The organism is Paenibacillus dendritiformis, from assembly GCF_945605565.1.
Classification (GTDB): domain Bacteria; phylum Bacillota; class Bacilli; order Paenibacillales; family Paenibacillaceae; genus Paenibacillus_B; species Paenibacillus_B dendritiformis_A.
In genome coordinates, this window is record NZ_OX216966.1 from 2,598,716 (window position 1) to 2,620,054 (window position 21,339).

At 50.6% G+C, this 21,339-nt stretch carries 21 protein-coding genes and 1 pseudogene; 16 read left to right on the forward strand and 6 right to left on the reverse strand.

Translation table 11 applies throughout. From position 1 onward, the window contains the following. Positions 1-45 precede the first annotated feature (45 nt). Positions 46-171: pseudogene (locus NNL35_RS30645) on the reverse strand (Arm DNA-binding domain-containing protein); the annotation flags it as partial. Between the two features lie 172 nt (positions 172-343). Between NNL35_RS30645 and NNL35_RS11345 the strand changes: the two are divergent. The 4 genes from NNL35_RS11345 (at position 344) to NNL35_RS11360 (ending at position 3,159) form a co-directional block, all read left to right on the forward strand. Then, complete coding sequence (locus NNL35_RS11345; RefSeq protein WP_006678847.1) at positions 344-1,297, forward strand: ABC transporter ATP-binding protein; 954 nt, start codon at positions 344-346, stop codon at positions 1,295-1,297. Then, on the forward strand, positions 1,281-2,036 hold the full coding sequence (locus NNL35_RS11350) for an ABC transporter permease subunit (protein ID WP_006678848.1): 756 nt from the start codon (positions 1,281-1,283) through the stop codon (positions 2,034-2,036). Before NNL35_RS11345 ends, NNL35_RS11350 begins: the two co-directional genes overlap by 17 nt. A gap of 188 nt (positions 2,037-2,224) precedes the next feature. Continuing rightward, entirely contained in the window at positions 2,225-2,824 is a 600-nt protein-coding gene (locus NNL35_RS11355; RefSeq protein WP_006678849.1) for an acyl-CoA-like ligand-binding transcription factor, read from the forward strand. A gap of 92 nt (positions 2,825-2,916) precedes the next feature. Beyond that, a complete protein-coding gene (locus NNL35_RS11360) occupies positions 2,917-3,159 on the forward strand; it encodes a DUF4318 domain-containing protein (RefSeq protein WP_006678850.1) in 243 nt (80 codons plus the stop codon). A gap of 575 nt (positions 3,160-3,734) precedes the next feature. On the opposite strand, the gene NNL35_RS11365 is transcribed toward NNL35_RS11360, so the two are convergent. From NNL35_RS11365 to NNL35_RS11375, 3 genes are all read right to left on the reverse strand, one after another. Continuing rightward, positions 3,735-3,962, reverse strand: a complete 228-nt coding sequence (locus tag NNL35_RS11365; RefSeq protein WP_254553372.1) for a hypothetical protein — start codon at positions 3,960-3,962, stop codon at positions 3,735-3,737. A 104-nt stretch (positions 3,963-4,066) separates the two neighbouring features. After that, entirely contained in the window at positions 4,067-4,285 is a 219-nt protein-coding gene (locus NNL35_RS11370) for a hypothetical protein (RefSeq protein ID WP_138985646.1), read from the reverse strand. A 72-nt stretch (positions 4,286-4,357) separates the two neighbouring features. Then, positions 4,358-4,675 (reverse strand): alpha/beta fold hydrolase, encoded by a 318-nt coding sequence (locus tag NNL35_RS11375; protein ID WP_050979445.1) that lies wholly within the window; start codon positions 4,673-4,675, stop codon positions 4,358-4,360. 118 nt (positions 4,676-4,793) lie between these two features. Here NNL35_RS11375 and NNL35_RS11380 point away from each other — a divergent pair, with 118 nt between their 5' ends. Together NNL35_RS11380 and NNL35_RS11385 are read left to right on the forward strand one after the other, a co-directional pair. Beyond that, positions 4,794-5,216: a VOC family protein gene (locus NNL35_RS11380; RefSeq protein WP_006677771.1), complete on the forward strand. Its 423-nt coding sequence runs from the start codon at positions 4,794-4,796 to the stop codon at positions 5,214-5,216. A 70-nt stretch (positions 5,217-5,286) separates the two neighbouring features. Next, positions 5,287-5,565 (forward strand): hypothetical protein, encoded by a 279-nt coding sequence (locus NNL35_RS11385; protein WP_006677772.1) that lies wholly within the window; start codon positions 5,287-5,289, stop codon positions 5,563-5,565. Here the strand turns inward: NNL35_RS11385 and NNL35_RS11390 are convergent. Next, the gene (locus tag NNL35_RS11390; RefSeq protein ID WP_006677773.1) at positions 5,511-6,356 is read right to left on the reverse strand and encodes a LysR family transcriptional regulator; all 846 of its coding nucleotides are present in this window, start codon (positions 6,354-6,356) and stop codon (positions 5,511-5,513) included. The genes NNL35_RS11385 and NNL35_RS11390 overlap by 55 nt on opposite strands. Before the next feature lie 158 nt (positions 6,357-6,514). Between NNL35_RS11390 and NNL35_RS11395 the strand changes: the two genes are divergently transcribed. From NNL35_RS11395 to NNL35_RS11415, 5 genes are all read left to right on the forward strand, one after another. Further along, positions 6,515-7,627, forward strand: a complete 1,113-nt coding sequence (locus NNL35_RS11395; RefSeq protein ID WP_006677774.1) for a Gfo/Idh/MocA family protein — start codon at positions 6,515-6,517, stop codon at positions 7,625-7,627. Between the two features lie 250 nt (positions 7,628-7,877). Then, positions 7,878-9,473: a phosphoenolpyruvate carboxykinase (ATP) gene (gene pckA / locus NNL35_RS11400; protein ID WP_083835577.1), complete on the forward strand. Its 1,596-nt coding sequence runs from the start codon at positions 7,878-7,880 to the stop codon at positions 9,471-9,473. A gap of 216 nt (positions 9,474-9,689) precedes the next feature. Then, a complete protein-coding gene (locus NNL35_RS11405; RefSeq protein ID WP_006677776.1) occupies positions 9,690-11,234 on the forward strand; it encodes a hypothetical protein in 1,545 nt (514 codons plus the stop codon). After that, complete coding sequence (locus tag NNL35_RS11410) at positions 11,231-13,168, forward strand: TOMM precursor leader peptide-binding protein (RefSeq protein ID WP_006677777.1); 1,938 nt, start codon at positions 11,231-11,233, stop codon at positions 13,166-13,168. Before NNL35_RS11405 ends, NNL35_RS11410 begins: the two co-directional genes overlap by 4 nt. A 140-nt stretch (positions 13,169-13,308) precedes the next feature. Continuing rightward, positions 13,309-13,431: a YjcZ family sporulation protein gene (locus NNL35_RS11415; RefSeq protein WP_238535373.1), complete on the forward strand. Its 123-nt coding sequence runs from the start codon at positions 13,309-13,311 to the stop codon at positions 13,429-13,431. A gap of 193 nt (positions 13,432-13,624) precedes the next feature. Here NNL35_RS11415 and pdxR read toward each other — a convergent pair whose 3' ends face one another. Further along, positions 13,625-15,115, reverse strand: a complete 1,491-nt coding sequence (gene pdxR, locus NNL35_RS11420; RefSeq protein WP_006677778.1) for a MocR-like pyridoxine biosynthesis transcription factor PdxR — start codon at positions 15,113-15,115, stop codon at positions 13,625-13,627. 127 nt (positions 15,116-15,242) lie between these two features. On the opposite strand from pdxR, the gene NNL35_RS11425 reads away from it, so the two are divergent. The 5 genes from NNL35_RS11425 to NNL35_RS11445 all read left to right on the forward strand — a co-directional run bounded on the left by NNL35_RS11425 (position 15,243) and on the right by NNL35_RS11445 (position 21,230). Continuing rightward, a complete protein-coding gene (locus NNL35_RS11425; RefSeq protein WP_006677779.1) occupies positions 15,243-15,878 on the forward strand; it encodes a pyridoxamine 5'-phosphate oxidase family protein in 636 nt (211 codons plus the stop codon). Positions 15,879-16,111: 233 nt separating this feature from the next. Then, positions 16,112-17,224, forward strand: a complete 1,113-nt coding sequence (locus NNL35_RS11430; protein ID WP_040731967.1) for a HAMP domain-containing sensor histidine kinase — start codon at positions 16,112-16,114, stop codon at positions 17,222-17,224. A 142-nt stretch (positions 17,225-17,366) separates the two neighbouring features. Further along, positions 17,367-18,032: a TetR/AcrR family transcriptional regulator gene (locus NNL35_RS11435; RefSeq protein WP_006677781.1), complete on the forward strand. Its 666-nt coding sequence runs from the start codon at positions 17,367-17,369 to the stop codon at positions 18,030-18,032. Between the two features lie 136 nt (positions 18,033-18,168). After that, positions 18,169-18,915, forward strand: a complete 747-nt coding sequence (locus NNL35_RS11440; protein ID WP_006677782.1) for an SDR family NAD(P)-dependent oxidoreductase — start codon at positions 18,169-18,171, stop codon at positions 18,913-18,915. Positions 18,916-19,163: 248 nt separating this feature from the next. Then, a complete protein-coding gene (locus tag NNL35_RS11445; RefSeq protein WP_006677783.1) occupies positions 19,164-21,230 on the forward strand; it encodes a HelD family protein in 2,067 nt (688 codons plus the stop codon). The last annotated feature ends 109 nt before the right edge of the window (positions 21,231-21,339 follow it).

Sequence of the window (21,339 nt, forward strand, 5' to 3'; positions counted from 1 at the left end):
TGAAGTGTAAACACGCTATCAAGGCGTCAGCCTGTTGAGAAACCCTCAACAGGCTATTTTTGTTTTCTTGGTATTCTTGATATAAGTATGGTCATCCACTTGTTGCCAAAGCTTTCGCATCTCTCTGGCAGCTTCCTTCTCCGTTCGAAAGCCACGACGCTTGATTTGTCTTCGCTTACCTGTTCATGCTTCCCAGCGCCTGGGAATGACGACATGCGTTTGCTTCGCTTCGGTTCGTCCTTCGATAAATAAATTATTGACAGTGAGACTAAAAAGATATAAATTGTTAAATGAAAGTTAGTGTCAAAATTGTCTCATCAATTGCGAAAAGGAAGTGATCGCGTTGGAGCGCCAAAAGACGTTAGCCATTCATATGAACAAGGTAAATAAATCTTATGGTTTGAAACCCGGGGTGACAGATTTAAATCTAGCCGTAAAAAAAGGTGAAATCGTAGGATTTATTGGGCCAAATGGCGCAGGGAAGTCGACCACGATCCGTTTGCTCATGCAGCTGATCAGCCCTACGTCCGGCGATATCTCGGTTCTTGGCGAACGAATCAAGAAGGATAATCCAATGATACGCAGCCGAGTCGGCTATCTGCCTTCCGAGATTAGACTTTACCCGGATGTAACCGGACAACAGATGCTGGAGCTTGCAGCAGGCATTCATGGGATTGATTTGAAAAAAACCAGGATTCCCGAATATGCGCAGAGACTGCAATGGGAGATGAAACCCCGGATCCGAACCTACTCATTAGGAAATCGCAAGAAACTAGGCATACTGCTAGCACTTGTGCATGAGCCTGAATTGCTTATCCTGGATGAACCTACCTCCGGGCTTGATCCCCTCGCTCAGCAAAGCTTCTTTGAAATTGTTCGGGAATTAAATGAGGCAAACGGTACAACGGTATTCTTGTCCACTCACATATTAACCGAGGTGGATAAGCTCTGCCACAGGGTCGCGTTTATACAAGACGGGAAGATCATTCAAGATTCTTCTGTTCCCGATCTAACCAGAGGAGGGGCTCATCTTTACGAGGTGATCTTTAAAGAATCAGGTGATCTAAGGCAAACATATGGACTGCTAAATATTGATCCCACTTCGAAATACATAGATGGGGTTTGTAGCGGAAGGGTAGAGGATCATTGCCTAAATAAATTGCTTTCTATTCTTGCTGATAAGCCCATTAAAGATTTGAACCTTAGAAAATTATCTCTTGAGGAGAGATTTATGGAAAAGTACAGTCGAAACCAAGAAAAGAAAGTTGAGGGGCCCAATGATGAGCAAGTTGTTTGAGTTGGAGTGGCGTCAAAATAAGCGGAGTTTTTGGATCGCTCTTTGTGTTACTGCAGCGCTTCAAGCAATCCCGGCCGCCGCATCCAAGGCTTATTTAGCTAGCCAAATCTCCAGCGGAACAGATCATACGGGTTCCACTGCACTTTCAACTTTTGAAGGATGGATGGCCGGTCAACCGTTTATGTTTTTCGTGCTTCTTCTAGGATGCTTCGCAATCAACTGGTCAATCGGATCCATTGTAAAGGAGCGGGATCGTCATACTGCCGAATTTCTTTTCGCAACCCCCCGCAGCAGAACGGATATCTATCTGGCAAAATGTTCGGCGCATGTTGTAAAAGTTGTGATTATCGCAGGTGTATCCACTGGTATTGTGCTGCTGATTGGCAAAGGTTTAGGCGTGATGAATGACGTTGCAGCTGTAAGCAGCGTCATGGCGGCGGGTCTGTTGATCATTCTCGGATTTATGGGAATAGGTTATGCGCTAACGTCTTGGCTTAATTCCGAACGCAGTGCGTTATCGCTTGGAATCGGAATTGTGTTTCTCATGTTCTTGCTCTACATGCTTTCTGATTTGACAGCATTAGAATGGCTGGGGGCCGTGTCGCTCTTTACCCTGTTTGATGTGTACGCAATAAGCCAGGGTGCCGGGCTTGCAGGGGGCTCTGTGATTGGAGCGTTCGCCGTATTTGTGATCGGCGGTTGCGTGGGCTGGAGGAGGTTAATTCATAGAGATTTGTAAACAATTTAGTTTTGCATCAGCCTATCCATAAAGCATAAAGGAGGGCTTTTCTTTTTTGGTCGGTGATCAGCGAAAGTTGATGGTTTATGAACTTGAGTGTAAGTTGACATTGACTCTAGTTTAAGTGACAATATGCTTGAAGTCACAGTTTCGAGGTTTGATTTGAACTTGGTTAGGAGTGCAAAAGGATGTCTGAAGGTACGAAACCAAAAGTCGGATTGCGTGAGCGAAAAAAAGCGAAAACGATGGCCAATGTTCAGATGCATGCATTAAGGCTTTTTCGAGAAAATGGTTATCATGCGACAACCGTTGAACAAATTGCGGAAGCTGCAGAAATCTCCCCGAGTACATTTTTTCGTTATTTTGGAACCAAAGAGGACGTAGTATTAACCGATAATTATGATCCTCTTCTCGTCGCCGCATTTGAAAATCAACCGTCCGAGTTGAGTCCCTTACAAGCCGTTCGAAATGCAATGATTTCGGGAATTGCCGAGATGAGTGACGATGAGTGGGAGACAACACGTCAGCGAAATGAACTGATCTTGATGGTCCCGGAGCTGCGCGCGGCAGCGATGAATAACTTAACTCAGATGATGCAGCTGTTAACACAGATTGTCGCCAAACGAACAGGCAGAAATTCTGATGATCTGGCAGTACGAACCTTTGCCGGGGTGGTCGTTGGGGTAAATATATCGTTAATGGATTATAATGCCGAGGCTACAAAATCAGAGTTTGCCAAATTATTGGATGAAGCTTTAGAAGTAGTGGAAAAAGGTCTGCTGCTATGATCGACAAACTGAGGTAAGGCAGACTATCTCGGTTGACTGTGGATTTTGGTAGTTTGAGATATTACGTCAATTTTGAAGGCGGGGAAGGAATCATGTCCGAACGTTTCTGGAAGAAGCTGTTGAAAAAGGGGTTCTCGGTTGAATTAGATCAACTCCCCAAAAATAAGCAAGCGTTTTTAGATGAAATTGAGCGCTATTGCATCAAAGAAAAGGTGACTTACGAATTTATCGAACGCGATAGACCGGCGATTATTTCGATAGATAATGTCGTGTATCAATGTCAGGTGGAAAACGCAGGGCGCCCCGGTTTTGTGCTCCATTTCAAAGAAATGTAAAATAGAGCGCAGCCTAATACGGCTGCTCCAGACTGTCGACAGAGTCTCGTCGATAGTTATTTTCTTAGGAAGGGCGGGGCCGGGGAAGGCAGAACAGGTTAGGTTAGGGAAGTTGGTCCGCGCATGAAGCAAGCTGTTCCCCGCATGAAATTGCTGCACAGGCGCAGCATTTTTAACCTCAAGAGGCTAAGTTTTGAGAAAATCCTGCAAAATTACATTATTTCGCCATTTTGAATGCTATTTATGCCTTGCCGTAGGGTAATTGCTGTATTTTTGCAGCAATCCTATTTTCACATCCTCGTCTCAATGAAATTGCTGCATTCTTGCAGTATTCGTGGAGCAATATGACTAGAGTGGCGGGAGATACTGCAGTTTTAGGGGAGTGGATGACCGGAGCTGCGGACGTTCTGGCCGGGAACGATGAAAGAATATATAGAGATGGATTTGCGAACCTATCGGACCTTGAAGGGAGTTTCGGAGCGGCTGCGCGCCCGAGCGGATCATCACCATCCGCTCGCCGCGGCTGAATGATGAATTTTTTGCGTTCTGCTGCAGCAATCCGTGTTTGCCGGACTTCATCCCGCTTCATTTCTATCCGCATCACCATATCGAGGAGGGTGCTTCACGCCGAACCGCGCTCCGCTGCGGGCTCCCGTTGCATCCGTAGCGCTAATGTCTGCAAAATAGTTCTCGGCTATGACAAATGGAGCCTGCCAATCGCGGCCGCCCAATAAATAGTAAACGGGCACCTGATACTCTGCGGATTCCGCGGTCAGATCAAAGTCGGCTAAATAAGCCAACACTTGTTGATTGGCCTGAAAGGCCTTTTTAAATGAAGAGATATCAGACAGCTTAAAAATCGGGCTTGTAACAGCGGCTAGCCAGATCGCGAAATCGATTTTGAGCGCTAAATTATACTGGCCCTGAAGCTTGCGTCCGCTTCACATTTTTGCAGAAAAGCACGGTCAAAAACGATCTTGATGCCGGGATATTCCCCTATTTTCTCCAGCTTCTTCAGAGATTTTTTGTCACCCGCCTGTTCGATCAATTCTTTCACCTTGTTGTAGCCGACCTGCTCATTTTGAAGCATATTGGCAACCTGCGCAGCGCCAATATAATAGGCCACGTCTTCGGGATGCAGCTTAATATATACGGACCCCAACTTCCCCAGGAGTGGCCGAATACAACGATTTTTTCCTTATTGTATTTTCCCTTTAAATAGCGGATAACCTCGCATACATCCTGAAGCATCAAATCTATGGTAGGAAGTTTTATCGGGATTTCGAGTCAAGGTCTTTCCCGTTCCGCGTTGATCCCAATGGACTACCGTATAGATTTCCTCCCATTTTTCCTTAAAGACCCTCGTGAACAACGATTTCGCTGCTCCGGGCCCCCCGTGCAAAAACAGCATGACCGGGTTCTCGCAGCTTGTTCCCGAGTGAAACAAAAATTGATCGATTCCATTGATCGATACATATTCAGTGAAAAAAATCTCCCTGTTCAACCTGTTTTTCATCGCTTCAGCCCCCTATTAGACATTATAATGTCTATTATGCAGGGAAATTTTGGAGTGGTCAAGTAGAATAAGCTATGATATACCTTTAGAAAAAAATGACTGGAGGCAGATCCCGATGATGAAGCCACGGATTACGGTACTGACTTTAGGTGTGGATGATTTGGAAAGAGCGGTGACATTCTATCGCGATGGGCTCGGTTTGCCGACACAAGGAATTATAGGCCAAGAATTTGAGCATGGAGCGGTGGCCTTTTTCGACTTGCAGGCAGGTCTGAAGCTGGCTGTCTGGAATCGCAAGGATCTCTCCCATGAGGCCAAGGTTCCATTGTCACCGCCGAGCTCGACCGAAATGACCATTGGCCATAATGTCAGCAGCAAAGAAGAAGTGGACATAATTATGGAGTTGGCCCGGAAGGCCGGGGCTACCATAACCGATCCTGCCCATGAAGCGTTTTGGGGAGGATACTCAGGGCATTTCATGGATCCAGATGGTCATCTGTGGGAAGTCGTCTGGAATCCCGCGTGGGAAATCGAAGATTGAGCGTCATTCATCAAGGCGGCAGAAATGCCGTCTTTTTGTTTCCCAACGGGGGATTACGATGTCATTTTCCATGGAAATAACAAGTCCGGAAGAGATTCAAGCGGCGATTGAACAGGAGGTAAAGCCTGTCCCCGAGGAAGTGGCGAAGCTCAAAGAAATGGCGGATGCCAATGTCGCCATGATTATGACGCTCGATATCGAGTCGCTGGAGAACCGCAAAGAGATTTTGCAATCGATTGAAGCCTTCGGTATGAACACGATGCGATCGTCCTCCATGCCTCTATCTCTTTCCGTCTATAAAAAATGGCTGCTCTCAACAAATTGCTTTTCCAGCGGCGACATCTTGTAGTTGTGCCGGGTGACAAGATATTTCTCGATATAGCGGTGCTCCTTGGGAAGTTCCATATAATCCGTCACGCCGAACTGCCGAGCCAATGTTTTCGAGATAAGGGCAACTCCCATGCCCAGGGAAGCAAGCTGAAGCAGCGTGTCAAAGATGCCGACTTCCGTCCGCGGGCCTTGTTGAATGCCCAGATGGGAACAAATGCGATCCAAGATTGAGGCATATAAGCAATCTTTCGAGAGTATCAGTAGCGTTTCATTCTGCAGGCAATAGGCCAAATTTGCGTAGGATGCGGCCTTTTTTCCAACCAGGATCACTTCTTCGGTGCCGATCGGCCTGTAATGAAGCTGGGCCCGATCCGATTTGCCAATCGTATAGGCGAGGTCGATATTGCCGTGCATGACTTCGTCTTCTATGCTCTCGGTCGTTCCGGTCTTCAGCGTGACCGACAAGGCAGGATATTTCTGATAGAGCTTCGCAAGCGCCGCTGTAATGTCTGCGCCAATGGCAGATTGCATCGTGCCGAAGCGAAGCTTCAACTCCCTCTGATTCATCTCCTGCTCGGTTTCTTCCCACAGAAGCAGCATTTTCTTATACTGCTTGTACAGCTTTTCCCCTTCCGACGTTAATTCCATACCCCGGGTGCTTCGGATAAACAACTGCTGCCGGTAATGACTCTCTATTTTTTTGATTTTGGCCGTCATATTCGACTGCAGATGATTCATGCTGGAAGCTGCGGCGGAAATGCTTTTTAACTCGGCCACGGTGACGAATGCAAGCATGTTTTCAATATCCACGATCCTTCCCCCTATCAAAAAAAATGATGCCTATATTGAAAATATACATTATTCATGATAGGACGTCATCGGTATACTTTGCTTACGCAAGTATGTCTTACGCAGTGGGACGGCGCCTTCAACTGCTCTTTAACTTTACAGATACGGGAGGAACAGACATGAGCAATACAGTGATTCGAACCGGAATTATCGGCGGATCCTTAAATAATCAATGGGCAAGTCAAACGCATATTCCAGCGCTCCGACAAAGCACGCAGCACCAGATCACGGCGATTGCGACTTCCCGAATGGAAAGCGCCTTGCACAGCGCAGCCGCAGTGGGCGCTCCGCACGCGTTTACGGACCACGAGGCATTGAGCGGCTGTCCGGAAGTCGATTTGGTGGTCGTTAGCGTAAAGGTGCCTTTTCATTATGAGGCCGTCAAAGCAGCCATCGCTGCCGGGAAACATGTATATTGTGAATGGCCGTTGGCCGTAACATCGAGTCAGGCGGAAGAGCTGGCCGAGCTTGCCGATCAAGCCGGAATTCATCATGCGATTGGCCTGCAGGCCCGACATTCGGCAGCGATTCAAGATGTCAAGCAGCGGCTCGAACGGGATGAGATCGGCCGCATTCTGTCATGCACGATGCAAGTATCGACGCAGGGCAAGGGCAAGTTCACGGACCGGAACGGAGCTTATTTGTTGCAGGAGGAGAATGGAGCGACGTTGTTGACCATTAACGGGGGACATTCTCTCGATCTGCTGCGCTATCTGCTCGGGGATGTTAAGGAGCTGTCCGCGATGATGAATTGCAATGACACCGAGGCGACTCTGCTTGAAACGGGAGAAAAAGTGGCCAAGGATACGGCCGATCAGATCATGGTTCAGGGCACGCTGCTTAATGGGGCCTCCGTGTCGGTGCATATTCAGGGCGGGGCGTATCCTGCATTTCTCATGGAGATTCAAGGGGAAAAGGGCATCATCCGGCTGAAGCAGCATCACTCCTTCGGACATGTACAGTTCGGGAACCTGGAGGTGCAGCAGGCGTTATATGGTTCCAGCATGTCATTGGGAGCGGCGGATGAGGGCCATTTTAAGACGCTTCACAGGGGAAGGGAACAACCGGAATTACCGATGCGGAATGTAAGCAAGGCGCATGAACTGCTCGCCGGGGACATTCAATACGGCACATTTCATTCGCCTGATTTCCATGATGCAGTCCGCTTGCATCAACTGCTGGAATCGATTCGTCGCGCGGCCGTCACAGGCAACAGACAGAAGCAAGTCTGACACGGGTAAAGGGCGTTACGCTTCATCCCATATAGAGAGAGTTCATCTCTCAGGGAGGCGTTAACGCCCTTTTTATATGTGACAATTATGAAAACAATTTCAAAATGACGTCATAAATAAATAGATACCGCCAATATGCTTTTATATATTGCGTATTATATGTTTATATTATACATTAATTCGTAAGGATAAAATATACAACTTTGTTTTTGGGGGAGTCGAGATGAATCAAGAGCTTGGTAGTAGCGGAATGGGGAGGATAACCGTGATCACGAAAAACAAGGAAACAACGCAATTGGCCAGTTTGCATGTGGATGAATCTCACCGAAATATGGCGGTTGCCAAGCTGGTGGAGTCCGCTCTCCTGAACGGAGAAGGACATCTCACTTCGACAGGTGCGCTGCAAGTTACGACAGGCAAATATACGGGACGTTCTCCGAAGGATAAGTTTATCGTCAGGGAGCCGAGCACGGCTGACCATGTTGCCTGGGGGGATGTGAATCAGGCTCTTACCCCCGAGCAATTCGATTCGCTGTATAGCAAGACGATCAACTATATGAAGAGCCGCAAGCTCTTCGTGTTCGATGGCTATGCAGGAGCAGACCGGGCCTATCGCCTGCCTGTCCGCTTTATTAATGAATACGCATGGCAGAATTTATTCGTTCACCAGTTGTTCATCCGCCCTGCGGCAGATGAATTGTTGTCCTATGAACCTGAATTTACTGTGATTGCGATGCCTGGCATGAAGGCGGATCCGGCTGTGGACGGCACGAATTCCGAGACGTTCATTGCGATTTCCTTCGAGAGAAAGACCGTTCTGATCGGCGGAACCCACTATGCGGGCGAGATGAAAAAATCGATCTTCAGCGTGCTGAACTATTTGCTCCCCTTCCGCGGCGTCATGCCGATGCACTGTTCGGCGAATGTAGGGGAGGCTGGAGATACGGCGTTGTTCTTCGGATTATCGGGAACAGGCAAGACGACGCTGTCGGCCGACCCGGACCGCCGCTTAATCGGCGATGACGAGCATGGCTGGTCCGCTACGGGCGTATTCAATTTCGAAGGCGGCTGCTATGCCAAATGCATCGGGCTGACCCAGGAGAAGGAGCCGCAAATCTGGAATGCGATCCGATTCGGATCCGTCCTGGAAAACGTGTGGATTGACGCCGGAACCGGCGAGGCGGATTACAAGAATAATGCATTGACGGAGAATACGCGGGCCGCTTATCCGATCGATTATATTCAAGACTCGATCATTCCCGGAACCGCCGGCCATCCGAATGTCATTATCTTTTTGACCGCGGATGCCTTTGGGGTGCTGCCTCCGGTGTCCAAGCTGACGAAGGAGCAGGCGATGTATCACTTCCTGTCGGGCTATACGTCGAAGCTGGCAGGTACGGAACGCGGCGTAGCCGAACCGGAAGCGACATTCTCGACCTGCTTTGGAGGTCCCTTCCTTCCGTTGAGACCGAATGTATATGCGGAGATGCTCGGCGATAACATCACGAAGCACGGCGTGAAGGTTTATCTGGTCAATACAGGGTGGAGCGGCGGCCCTTACGGGATTGGCGAGCGGATGAATCTGTCGTACACCAGAGCGATGGTCAAGGCGATTATGAATGGAAGCATCGAGAAGGCGTCCTTCACTTCTCATCCTGTATTCGGCATGCTTATTCCTGATGCGGTGCCGTTCGTTCCCCATGAACTGCTCGATCCGAGGAACGTATGGGCAGATAAATCGGCCTATGATCGAAAGGCGAAGCAGCTGGCGCAGCTCTTTGCTCACAATTTCGAAAAATTCAGCGGTATAGCGGACGCAATCAAGTATGCCGGCCCGCGGCTGTAGCTGCCGTAAGAAGGGGCTGTCTCCGACGTCATGACAATGACGCAGAGACAGCCCCGATTCATTTCTATGCGAAGAGACGAAGGCAGGTGGATATTGTCATACGGAAAAGGACGGCGACATATCTTGAAGATGATGTTTACCGGTCGGGAAAACGATGAATTTGACGGCTTGAACAGTTGCATCGCGGTACAACTGTCGAGGAAGGAGGTTGTCAGGATGTCTTGTCAGGAAGAAGGTGTGCTCGCCGTCGGTTCCGGTCTGTTTCTGCGCTCCCTTGCTGAAGCATGGTATGAATCCGGCTTATCCAAGCTCACCGTATTCGTAACCAACTCGGAGCCTGCTGATACGGCCGAACTCGAGAAGCTGCGGGAACATGCGCTTCGCAGCAATCCGAACGCTTCACTGCATATTCTGTCCGCAACAGGAGACGAAGAGTTGGAGTGGAGGGCGATCATTGAGCCGTTTTCATTTATTTTGTATGTGTCGCAGCATGGCGGTGTCGAGGAGCTTCGGAACCTTCAGCAGGCTTGTATAGCAGAGCGGAAACCGATGATTCCTGCCGTGGCCTTACAAGGAAGGGGGATGGCAGGCCCGCTGCTTCATCCTGACGGGGACGGGCGGTGGGAGTCGGCATGGCGGGGCATCCATTCGTCCATGTTCCCCGAGGAGCGGGAGCCGCAGAGCTTCTCCGCTGCGGCTGCAGCCGTATTATCGAATCTTATCGTGCATGAATGGCAGAAAGCAGTCACGGAAGAGAAAGAAACGAACTGCCGAAATCAATGTTATATTCTGGACCCGGACACGTTAACGGGAATCTGGCATCCCATCCGCCCGCATCCTCTTGTCTCCGGGGTTGGGACGGCCCGCCTGGTGGAAAATATCGAACTTAGTCTGGAAACGAGTCATGAACCTGCGGATCCGGAGGAATGGTTTTCTTGTCTCAGCCGCTTGACTTCCGCGGCAACAGGCATTTTGCATGCATGGGAAGAGGCGGAGTTAATCCAGCTTCCGCTGGCGCAGTGTCTTGTTCAACCGGTTGACCCGCTGTCGGAAGGGCCTGCACGGCTGTTGCCGGCTATCATCCGCAGCGGACTGACGCATGAAGAGGCGCGGCGGGAGGCGGGACTGGCGGGACTGGAAGCCTATGCCGCCCGCCTGATGCCGCTGCTGTTCCCCGGCTTGCTCTCCTCGCAGCGGGAGGACATCGGCATCGGGGCAGGGTGTTCCATCGCCGAAGCGGTGGAACGGGGGTTCAGAGCGTGTCTAACCACAGCATGGGGCAAGCGGATGCGAATGCTTCCTGATAAGCTGGCTGTCACGCGCATCGAATGCGGGCAGATCGAAGATGTCCGATGCCGATATTATTTACAAGCGCTGCGCATGACAGAGGGGGAACCAGAGCTTGCTCTTGGCGAGCCGCTGCTCGGCTGTCCGGTCGTGTGGATCCATTCCGGTTGCTCGTGGTATGGCAGCGCCGACCTTGACCTCATCCTTGCTCTCCGCCAATCCTTGCAGAAGGCGTTGACGAAGACGGAGGGCGCAGCCTCTTCTTCTGTCATGTGGAAGGAGGATAAGGCGCAAGACATCACAGTGTCCAATAGTGATCCGCTCGAGCATGCGTCATGGGTGTTAGCGGCCATTCAGAGATTGAACCAGCGCCATCAACGTGTTGAGGTGTTCGATATGCGGAGTGAATCTTTTCTGGGAACGGGACCGTTCGTCATATATGGAGTGCGACTCGGAGAGGAGGAATCCCCTTGAGTACTGTCGTTATCATAGGGGAGGGGATGCTTGCGGACATGGTGTGCCGGCGTTTGTCCGGCTGCTCCGCAGCCCGCAGATCGGATTTCAGTGAAGGTATTCCCGAGGACGCAAAGCTGGTGTTGGTGGTGCAGGAACAAGACAGCTCCGACTTGCATCTTGAAGCGGATGCGGCGCTGCGGCCGCTCGGCATTCCTTGGTTATGCGCTTATGTATTTTTGGGTGAAGGGGTGGTCGGGCCGCTCATGCGCCCGGGAACGACCGGATGCTTCCAATGTGCAGAGACGCGGCTATCCTTGGCGGGAAGCAACCGCAAAGAGGCAGAGGAAGTGCTGATGAAGCTGGTCACGCCGGATTATGTTCCTGATTTTACGGCCGAGATCTCCCCGGCGGGATTTCGTTATATGGCGCATATTATCGCGGCGGAAACGGCTAACGTGCTGAAGGGCGGCAGTGCGAATTCGGAAGGGCACATCTACTTAATCAACTTCAGCAATTTGAGCAGCAGCCTCCATTATATCCTGCCCAATGGGACTTGTCCGGTCTGCGGCAACTTGCCGGATGATTCGCCGGAAGCGGCAGAAATAACGCTAAGGCCGTCCCTTAAGCTTCATAACAGCTACCGCTGCCGGCCGATGAGCGAGTTGCGGGAGATCTTGTTCCCGAATTATTGGGACAGCCGCACCGGAATCTTGAATGACAAGAAGTTCGATCTCGTGTCCAGCTTTGCCGGCGCGGTCGTCAATCTTCCTTTAGGCTATTATGATGAGGTGACGGGAGGCCGTTCGCATTCGTATGCGGATAGCCAGCTCGCAGCGATACTGGAGGGGTTGGAGCGATTTTGCGGCACGACGCCCCGCGGCAAGCGAACGGTTGTGTTCGACAGCTATTCCCGTCTCAAGGATAAGGCGATGGATCCGTCCAAGGCGGGGTTTCATGCGATGGAGCAATTCGAACTTCCGGATTTTGCGTTCACGCCGTTCGATCCCGAAGCTCCGATGGAATGGGTGTGGGGATACTCGTTCCTGCAGGAACGTCCCATCCTCGTTCCCCATCTGTTGGCTTATTACAGCTTGGGCTACGGAGGGGGCTTTGTATATGAAACCTCGAACGGGTGCGCGGTAGGAGGAAGCCTGGAAGAGGCGATTTTGTACGGGATTTTCGAGGTGGTCGAGCGAGATTCCTTCCTGATGACCTGGTATGCGAGACTGCCCGTTCCGCGGCTCGATCCTGACTCGTCGGGAGACCGGGAACTGTCGATGATGATCCATCGTTTGCGGGCGGTCACGGGATATGAAGTCTTGTTATACAATACGACGATGGAGAACGGAATTCCGAGCCTATGGGCGATAGCGAAGGGAGGGACGGAGCACCGCGTGAACCTGGTCTGTGCCGCAGGAGCTCATCTCGACCCGGTTCGGGCGGCCAAGAGCGCCATACACGAGCTCGCTGGCATGATCCCGATGACGGAAGAGCGATGGAGAAAGCGAAAGCTCGAAGCGGAATCCATGTTCGAGGATTCGTTCCAGGTGCAGCACATGGAGGATCATGCCTTGCTGTACAGCCTGCCGCAGGCGGAGGAGAGACTTCAATTTTTGCTGGACGAACGGCGCCCTGTCCGCACCTTCGCCGAGGAGTTCCCTTCCGTGCCTGCGCATAAAGATTTGACGGATGATTTACAGCAGGTTCTTCAGATGTTCCGCAGCCTTCAGATGGATGTCATTGTCGTCGACCAGTCGTCAAGCGAGACGCTCCGCAACGGGCTGCGCTGCGTGAAAGTACTGATTCCGGGAATGCTGCCTATGACGTTCGGACATCATCTGCGCCGCTTGGAGGGCCTTGACAGGGTCCTGGAAGTGCCGATGAAGCTCGGGTATGCCGATCGCCGGCTGACGCCGCAGGAGCTTAATCCATATCCGCATCCGTTCCCGTAAGCAATGGTGGAAGCACCCCTGTATATCGAGCAATGTGCTTCGTGCATCTTCCTTATATTGGCACATTTCGTAGAGGTGTCCAATCCCTGGACCACTTCCATTCATACAATTAAGCATGTTCTGGGAGGGAGGATGTTACTATGGGATGCTTAGGTGGAGTAGAAAGCGGTAGCTGCAGCTGTGCGGGTTTGTTTACAAGCGTTGGCGTCATTCTCGTCCTGTTCATTCTGTTGGTCATTGTTTCTCGCGCATGTATCTACTAATTCTATGATGATATGGCACGTACTCTCTTGACTCCTCCGTTGACAAGCAATTGAGCTATGGAAAACGGTAGGGATGCCGCTTCCCTGGCCCCGGTCAGGGAAGCGCTCACCCCCAATTTGCGTAACGATATGAACATGCCGGCATTGGCATGTTTTTGGTGTGCGGCGAAGCCGCTTACGCTGATGCTGAAGTTCAGCGCTCCGTCGCTTCTATCGTCTGGCCAATGTCCTGCATCTGATTGACGCCATGCACCATCTCATCCTCCGACAGGCGAGGGAAATAAAAGTATGCGCCGTAACGGATGGAGCCAGAGGCCATATCCTGCACACTCGTGTCCGACCAACGAATCCCGGCTTCCAGGCAGCGGGAGCGGAAGCGGGTGTATTGTTCACCCGGACCGCGCCACCATCCGAACAGACTCAGCCCGGCATCGCTCTCGATCCAGTCAAACATGGACGAGAGGCGATCGGTCAGCAGCTCGCGCAGCAGCTTGAACTTCCGGCCGTACACTCTTTTCATTCTCCGCAGATGCCGTTCATATTGTCCGCTGTTCATCCAAGAAGCCAGCGTGCGCTGCTCCAGCAAGTTGCTTGGCTTCGGCTCGTACAATCTCTTGGCTCTGGCGAACAACGGAGTCAAGGTCGGAGGCAGCACGGCGTAGCCGATGCGCACATGAGGAAGCAGCGTGCTGCTGAAGCTCCCGACGTAGATGACGCGTCCCTCTCGATCCAACACTTTGAGCGGCTCGAGCGATTTGCCCCGATGGCGGAATACGCTGTCGTAATCATCTTCCAGGATAAGCGAATTGCGCTCGGAAGCCCAGGCCAGCAGTTGCTGCCGCCGATCCAGTGTCAGTACGGCCCCTGTCGGAAACTGGCGGTTCGGCGTAACCATAAGCAGCTTGGCTTCCCAGTCCTCCGGAATCATCCCCTGCCCATCGACGGGAGCATGGATACAGATTCCGCCTATGGCCTGAAATGCCCTGGCCGCTCCCGCATATCCCGGATTCTCCATGACAACCCGGTCTCCGGGATTGATCAGCAGTTGGGCGGCAAGGGCGATCGCCTGCATGGATCCATTGAAGACCGCGATCTGGCTTGCATCGGCCGCGATTCCCCGGGCCCGCCTAATATAGTGGGCAATGCTTTCTTGGAGACTGGGATCCCCGAGGGTTGATATGCCGGCCTGCGGATGCTCGCTGCTGGCGAGCAGTCTGGCCTGTGCATATAAGCAGCGGTTCCATTCTTGTACCGGGAACCATTGCGAATCGGGGCCGAATGCCTGGAAATCAACCATCCTTCTTGCTTCCCCATGACGGTCCTTCAGGTTGTCATTGTCTGTACTCCGGGTCTGCTGCTCGTTCAACCGCTTCCCCCAGTCGGACAGCAAATAGACGTCCTGGCGGGATAATTCAGGCAGCCTCGGCTTCGGCGGCTGGAACGTGACAAAGGTTCCGCGCCCCACTCCGCTCGTCACATATCCCTCCGAGGATAACATATCGTACACTTCGTTGACGGTCCCGCGGGACAAGCCATACAATGCCGCCATTTCCCGGCTCGACGGCAGTCTCGTGTCTATCCCGAGCACTCCCGAGGCAATATAATCGCGAATGGCATAATAGAGCGCGAGGCGCTTGGAGGGATACTTTTGGGTGTACATATCGTAAGGGATATGAAATTGCATAACGGGATCCTTCCTTGAATGGTCTAATAAAATGAATGTAAATTGGATCTTTTTCCTTGTCAATATGTGCAGTAAGCTGGATCCTAAATGAAGAGATGTGATAGCGAAGCCGGAGGGAGAAGAGCGTATGCGCAGACAAGAATTTGAAGTGATGGACAGGGCGGAGACGGAACAATTTCTACAGGAGATGAGCTTCGGTATCCTGGGAACGATCAATCCGGATGGCTGGCCGGAGCTTACCCCGCTTAATTTTGTCTACCATAAGGAGTGCCTGTATTTCCACGGCAGCGTGGCCGGACAAAAAATGAAAAATATAAAAACCGACCAGCGAGTGACGTTTGCCGTAGCCAAAGAATACGCTATCGTCCCGTCCTATTTTACGAATCCGGAGCTGGCCTGCCCGGCGACCGCTTTTTTTAAGTCCGTGCTTATTAAGGGGCATGCGGAAATATTGACGGATCTTACGGAAAAAGCGGAGGCGCTCTCGGCGTTTATGCGCAAGCTTCAGCCGGAAGGGGGCTATAATCCGATTGATCCGGAGGATCCGGCTTATACCGGACAGATCAAAAGCACCTCCGTTGTCCGGATTACGGTTCACGAGCTGTCAGCAAAGTACAAGTTCGGCCAAAATATGAAACCGTCCGCTTACGAAAAAGTCACCGCCGGCTTGCTTGAGCGGGATAAGGGGCTGGACCGGGACACCGTGGCCATGATGGAAGCCTTGTGTCCGCATCATCGGAAAAATGGCGGCGTTGAAGCCTAAGCAAGGCGGAGGAAAACGGATAGCGCGATAGAAGGACGTATAGGACCCGGCAGATAATCCGATTCGGACGGATTGCTCATGCCGGGTGCGTGTGTTGCAGAGGAATCCGAATCCGAGTCCGCAGAAGCACATATAACAAATCTTAAATATGCAGTCCGTCGAACCAGAAAGAGGTTCAATCTGATACAATAATAGTAGTGTTAAAGTTATGCAGGGAGTGGGATACATATTCAATGACGAATACAGTCCGAAGTTTTCGATTTAAAATGGTTTTATTTTTTGGGTTGAGCATGCTTTTATCGGGCGTGCTTTCCTTTATGCTCTATAAGATCCTCCAGATCTATTATCTTTCGATCAAATATGAATATCCGCGAATCGCACGAATTCGATACTATATGAGAGAGATTGGGGATATGAACTGCTTTCTGCTTGTTTTTATTCCGCTCTCGTTTTTGTTGTTCTATCTCCTGACCCGACGCTATGCAGCTTATTTTCGCGTCATTTCCAACGGAATCAATCAGCTTGCGGATGGCGAATTCAACAGCCGCATCGAGATTCGATCCAAGGATGAGCTCGGGGACCTTGCGAGAGACGTCAATCTGGCAAGCGAAAAGCTGCAGCAAGCTTTGGTAAGGGGAGATTTCGCGGAAAACGGCAAGGAGCAAGCGATGTTGAATTTGATCAATAGTTTGCGTACGCCGCTGACCTCCGCGATGAGTCATTTGAACTTGATTCTTCAGGACGAACAGATGTCTGCCGCACAAATGAGACTTTATGCGAGCAATGCGATGACGAAATCTCAACGGCTGGAAACGCTGATTGATGAACTGGACGAAATTATGCGAGTGACTTACGGCAAGGTTACAATCGACAAAAAAACACTCGATCTGAGCGAGCTTCTCATCCGGTTGAATGAACAATTATCTCCCTTGTTCAAGAAAAACCGGCTCAAATTGCGCATGAATGTGACTCCGCATGTCACGGTGCAGGGCGATGGAGAGCTGTTGGCGCGCGTTTTTGAAAATTTGCTGACGAATGCCACCCACTTTGGCAAAAAGGGCGTGTTCATCGATATTCATTGCGGTATCGATGCAAGCGAGGCTGTCGTGCAAGTGGTCTCTTATGGAGACGGCATTCCCCCGGAGGATCTGCCGCATATTTTCGATATCTCTTACAACCGCGATAAAGCACGGCCGGATGAGGAGGAGGATCCCGGTCTTGGCTTGTTCATTGCCCAAAATATTGTGACGCAGCATCATGGCACCATTACGGCCCAAAGCAATGTCATTCGCACGCTCCTTGAAGTCCGTCTGCCGCTGACAGACGCGCCTGAGGGCCATCAGTAATGTTTGTTTTTTACGAGACGTTCTGCATGCTGTCCATCGAAGCCTATCGCAGTTGGGTTTCGTGTGGCGGCTTGACAAGAACGCCGCTCCTTTTTATAATCTAACCAGTTAGTTACTTTTGGCTGAATGGAGTTTTTTCGTCATGACGGAAAGAAAGAAAAGGACGTATGATGCGGCAAGAACGAAGGAGATCATTCTTGACGCGGCAGAACAAATCTTTGCCGAGCTCGGATATTCTGCGGCGCGAATCGACGCGATCGCAAGTGCCGCTGGATATAATAAGAGCCTTATTTATCAATATTTTCAGGATAAGCTGGGGCTTTATACCGAAGTCGTCAAACGGGCCGATCGGCTGGGAAATCAAATGTTCCAAGAGGCAGCGGGTGATTTGCTGTCGGATGAGACTACGCTCTCGGATCCTGCCAAGTTCAAGCGGCTGCTTGAAGAAGTGATCACCATTTCGTATCAGTTCATGTCCGAGCACCCCAGTTACTTAAAAATCTACTCCTGGGAAGCCGCGGAGGAGTGGAAGACATGGAAAAAAATTTCGTACTCCCCGGACGATATTTTTCAATTCTATAAGCTGGCGCAAAGGGCAAAAGAGAACGGCATCATTCGTCAGGATATGGATGCGATGATGGTTCCGATCGTGATGATGAATGCGGTCATTCCATTTGTGCAGTCATTTCGGCGAGTCAACAATATGCTGAAGAATGATGACCTGGAATGGACGATGTCGCAGGAACGCTTCCGAGAACAGATTGTAAAATTCGTGACGCATGGGGTAATGGAGCCGTCCCTCATATAGGGGCGTCCTTTTATCTCTATTTCTAACCAACTAGTTAGTTAAAAATACTGCGAAAGGAGTGATGCTTGGCATCTGGTCGCGTACATTCATGTCAAAAACAGAAGGATCATTAAAACATTGATCAAAGGAGATTAACATGAAGAGATTTGAGCAGAAAGTTGTCATCGTCACCGGCGGAGCCAGCGGGATTGGGGAAGCGGCAGTCAGACTATTCGCTGAAGAGGGAGCGAAGGTTGTCATCGCCGATTTTTCCGAACAAGGGCAAGTATTGTCCAATGAATTACATGCACACGGCTTTGATACCTATTATATTCATACGGACGTATCCAAAGAAGATGAAGTGATCCGAATGGTCGATGAGACCGTTCAGAGATATGGCAGGCTGGACGTATTATTTGCCAACGCCGGCATCGCAAGTGATGGACCCACGGATCAGGTCGATTATGAGGATTGGCGGCGTACGATTGATATTAACTTGTCCGGCGTGTTTCTCTGCAACAAGCATGCCATCAAGCAAATGTTGAAGCAGGACAGTAAAGGCGTTATCGTCAATTGCGGATCTGTCAACAGTCATGTCGGCAAAGCGAGAGTCTCTGCCTATGCTTCGGCGAAAGGCGGGGTCAAGCTGTTGACCAAATCGACGGCCGTCGCTTATGCAGCGAGAGGCATTCGCGTAAATGCGGTATGTCCCGGATATATCGATACGCCTATGATGCGGGGGCTTGGCGAGGAGGTGACCAATTATTTGATCGGGCTGCATCCGATGGGAAGACCGGGCAGGCCGGAAGAGGTGGCGAAAGCGGTTCTGTTCTTAGCCAGCGACGACGCCTCCTTCATTACGGGCACCACCTTGCTGGTGGATGGAGGATACACAGCGGTGTAGGGTAAAAGCACCCCAGGAGGGTGCTTTTTACATAGTTAATGCTTGAAGACCGGAGGCAAAACAGAAAAAAACCAGGCTCTGAGGTCAGCAGCCTGGTTGGTTCGTTGAAAGGAAAAAATTAGGTCATTCGTATGGCCTTTTTTGGACCCACGATAAAAATATAATACTACAAAGAAAAGGTTAAGTCTATATTTTTTTGGAGTTTTCTCTATACTTATCGGTATTCTCAGTAGAAAAGAGGGACCCAAATGATCACGAATAGTACGGAAGCGGAAGAAAGAGAGCATTTAGGCAGGACGTTGTCACAGCTCCGGACGGCGTTGCAGGCGATCGAAGACAAGATAAGCGCTGCCCGCCAAGACATCATCGAAGCGAAAAAATATGTGTGGACCAACCTGTCTCAACTTGATCCGGCCGAGAGAGCGGCGAACCGAGTGGACATATCGCTAACGATTGATCACGGGGAAAAGGCGGTTGAAAAACAAAGAAGACTCCGCAAATTGCTGGATGCGCCTTATTTCGGAAGAGTTGATTTCGTTGCTGACGACTCCGCAGAAGGCGAGGCGTATTATATCGGGGTCCATTCTTTCAGTGAGGAAGACAGCCAACAGAATCTCATTTATGATTGGCGTTCCCCGATAGCGGGGATGTTTTATGATTTTCAGATCGGCAGGGCCGCTTATTCCGCTCCCACAGGAGAAATCGCGGGGAAAATTCACGTTAAGAGACAGTATAAAATTAAAGACGGCGTAATGGAGTATATGCTCGAAAGCGATATGAACATCCGTGATGAGGTGCTGCAACTAGAACTCAGCCGGACTTCGGATGAGAGAATGAAACATATTGCGGCCACCATTCAGAAGGAGCAAAATGCAATCATCCGCAATGAGCATTCCCATGTGCTGATCATTCAAGGCGTTGCCGGTTCGGGGAAGACCTCTGTCGCACTGCATCGGATTGCCTTCCTTTTGTATCGATATAAGGGAACGTTAACGTCGCAAAATATATTGATTCTCTCTCCGAACAAAGTGTTTTCCGACTATATTTCCAATGTGCTGCCGGAGCTGGGGGAAGAAAACATCATGGAGATGGGCTATGATGAGCTGGCAGCCAGGGAGCTGAAGGGGATATGTAATTTCCAGACCTTCAACGAGCAGGTGGCGGAGCTTGCGGCATCGGCTGAGGAAGCGGTGATTACGCGCATCCGATCCAAAGCCGGCATCGGCTTTGTGCATGAGCTGGAACGGTTTGCAGCGCATGTGGGCGAGACCTATTTCACCCCCGGCGATCTATCGTTCGACAGTGTGCGAGTAGCCAAAGAGGAGATACAAAGCGCTTATCGCACGGCCGGCAAGCTGCCATTCACGCAAAGAGTGGCAAAAACCGCGGCGATGATTGCAGGAAGCGTCCGGGATGAATATGGACAGAAGCTAAAGCCCTCCGCTGCCACTAAAATCAAAACGGCGATAAAAAGGATGTGCAGAACGCAAAATTTGTTTGCCATTTATAAAGATTTTTATCATTATATTGGCAAGCCGGAATTGTTGAAGCTAAAAAAACCGAAAATGCTTGAGTTTTCGGATGTGTTTCCACTCGTTTATTTGAAGATCCTGTTGGAAGGGGCGACCGGTTATCATGATATCAAGCATGTAGTCGTAGATGAAATGCAGGACTACACCGCTGTACAGTATGCCGTGCTATCGCGCCTGTTCCCCTGCAAGAAGACGATTCTGGGAGACAGCAGCCAATCGGTTAATCCATACTCGTCGTCATCGATAACCGGGATCAGGCAGGTTTTTCCCGAAGCCGATACGGTCGAACTGTTAAAAAGCTACCGCTCGACGCTGGAGATCATCAGCTTCGCCCAGCGCATAAACCCTAACAGTAAGATCATGCCGATTGAGCGTCATGGCGCCTTCCCTCAGATCCACAAATCCGAGAGCCGGGATGGTGAATGGGCGCATATGAAACAAACGATAATCGATTTCCTGGAATCGGAGCATCGAACTTTGGGCATTGTGTGCAAGACGCAGGCACAGGCGGAGATTCTCTATGCAGAGATAAGGGATGTTCACAAAGATATCTATCTCCTCGATTTCAGCAGCGACACATTCCATGAAGGGATTATCGTGACTTCCTCGCATATGGCCAAAGGACTGGAGTTCGATCGCGTTCTCGTGCCCTTCAGCGATGCGGCGAATTACAGGACAGAGATGGATCGGGGCCTGCTGTATATCGCCTGCACAAGAGCGATGCATATGCTTACGCTTACTTATTCCGGAGAAGCTTCTCCGTTTTTGCCGGAAATGGCGTAGACAAATAGTAATGAGAGAATGAAGGAATGTCCCCGGGGGCCATCGTCTAATCGGGCGTATAGCTGCGATGCATTATTGAATATATAATAATAGATGAAGGAAAGTAGGG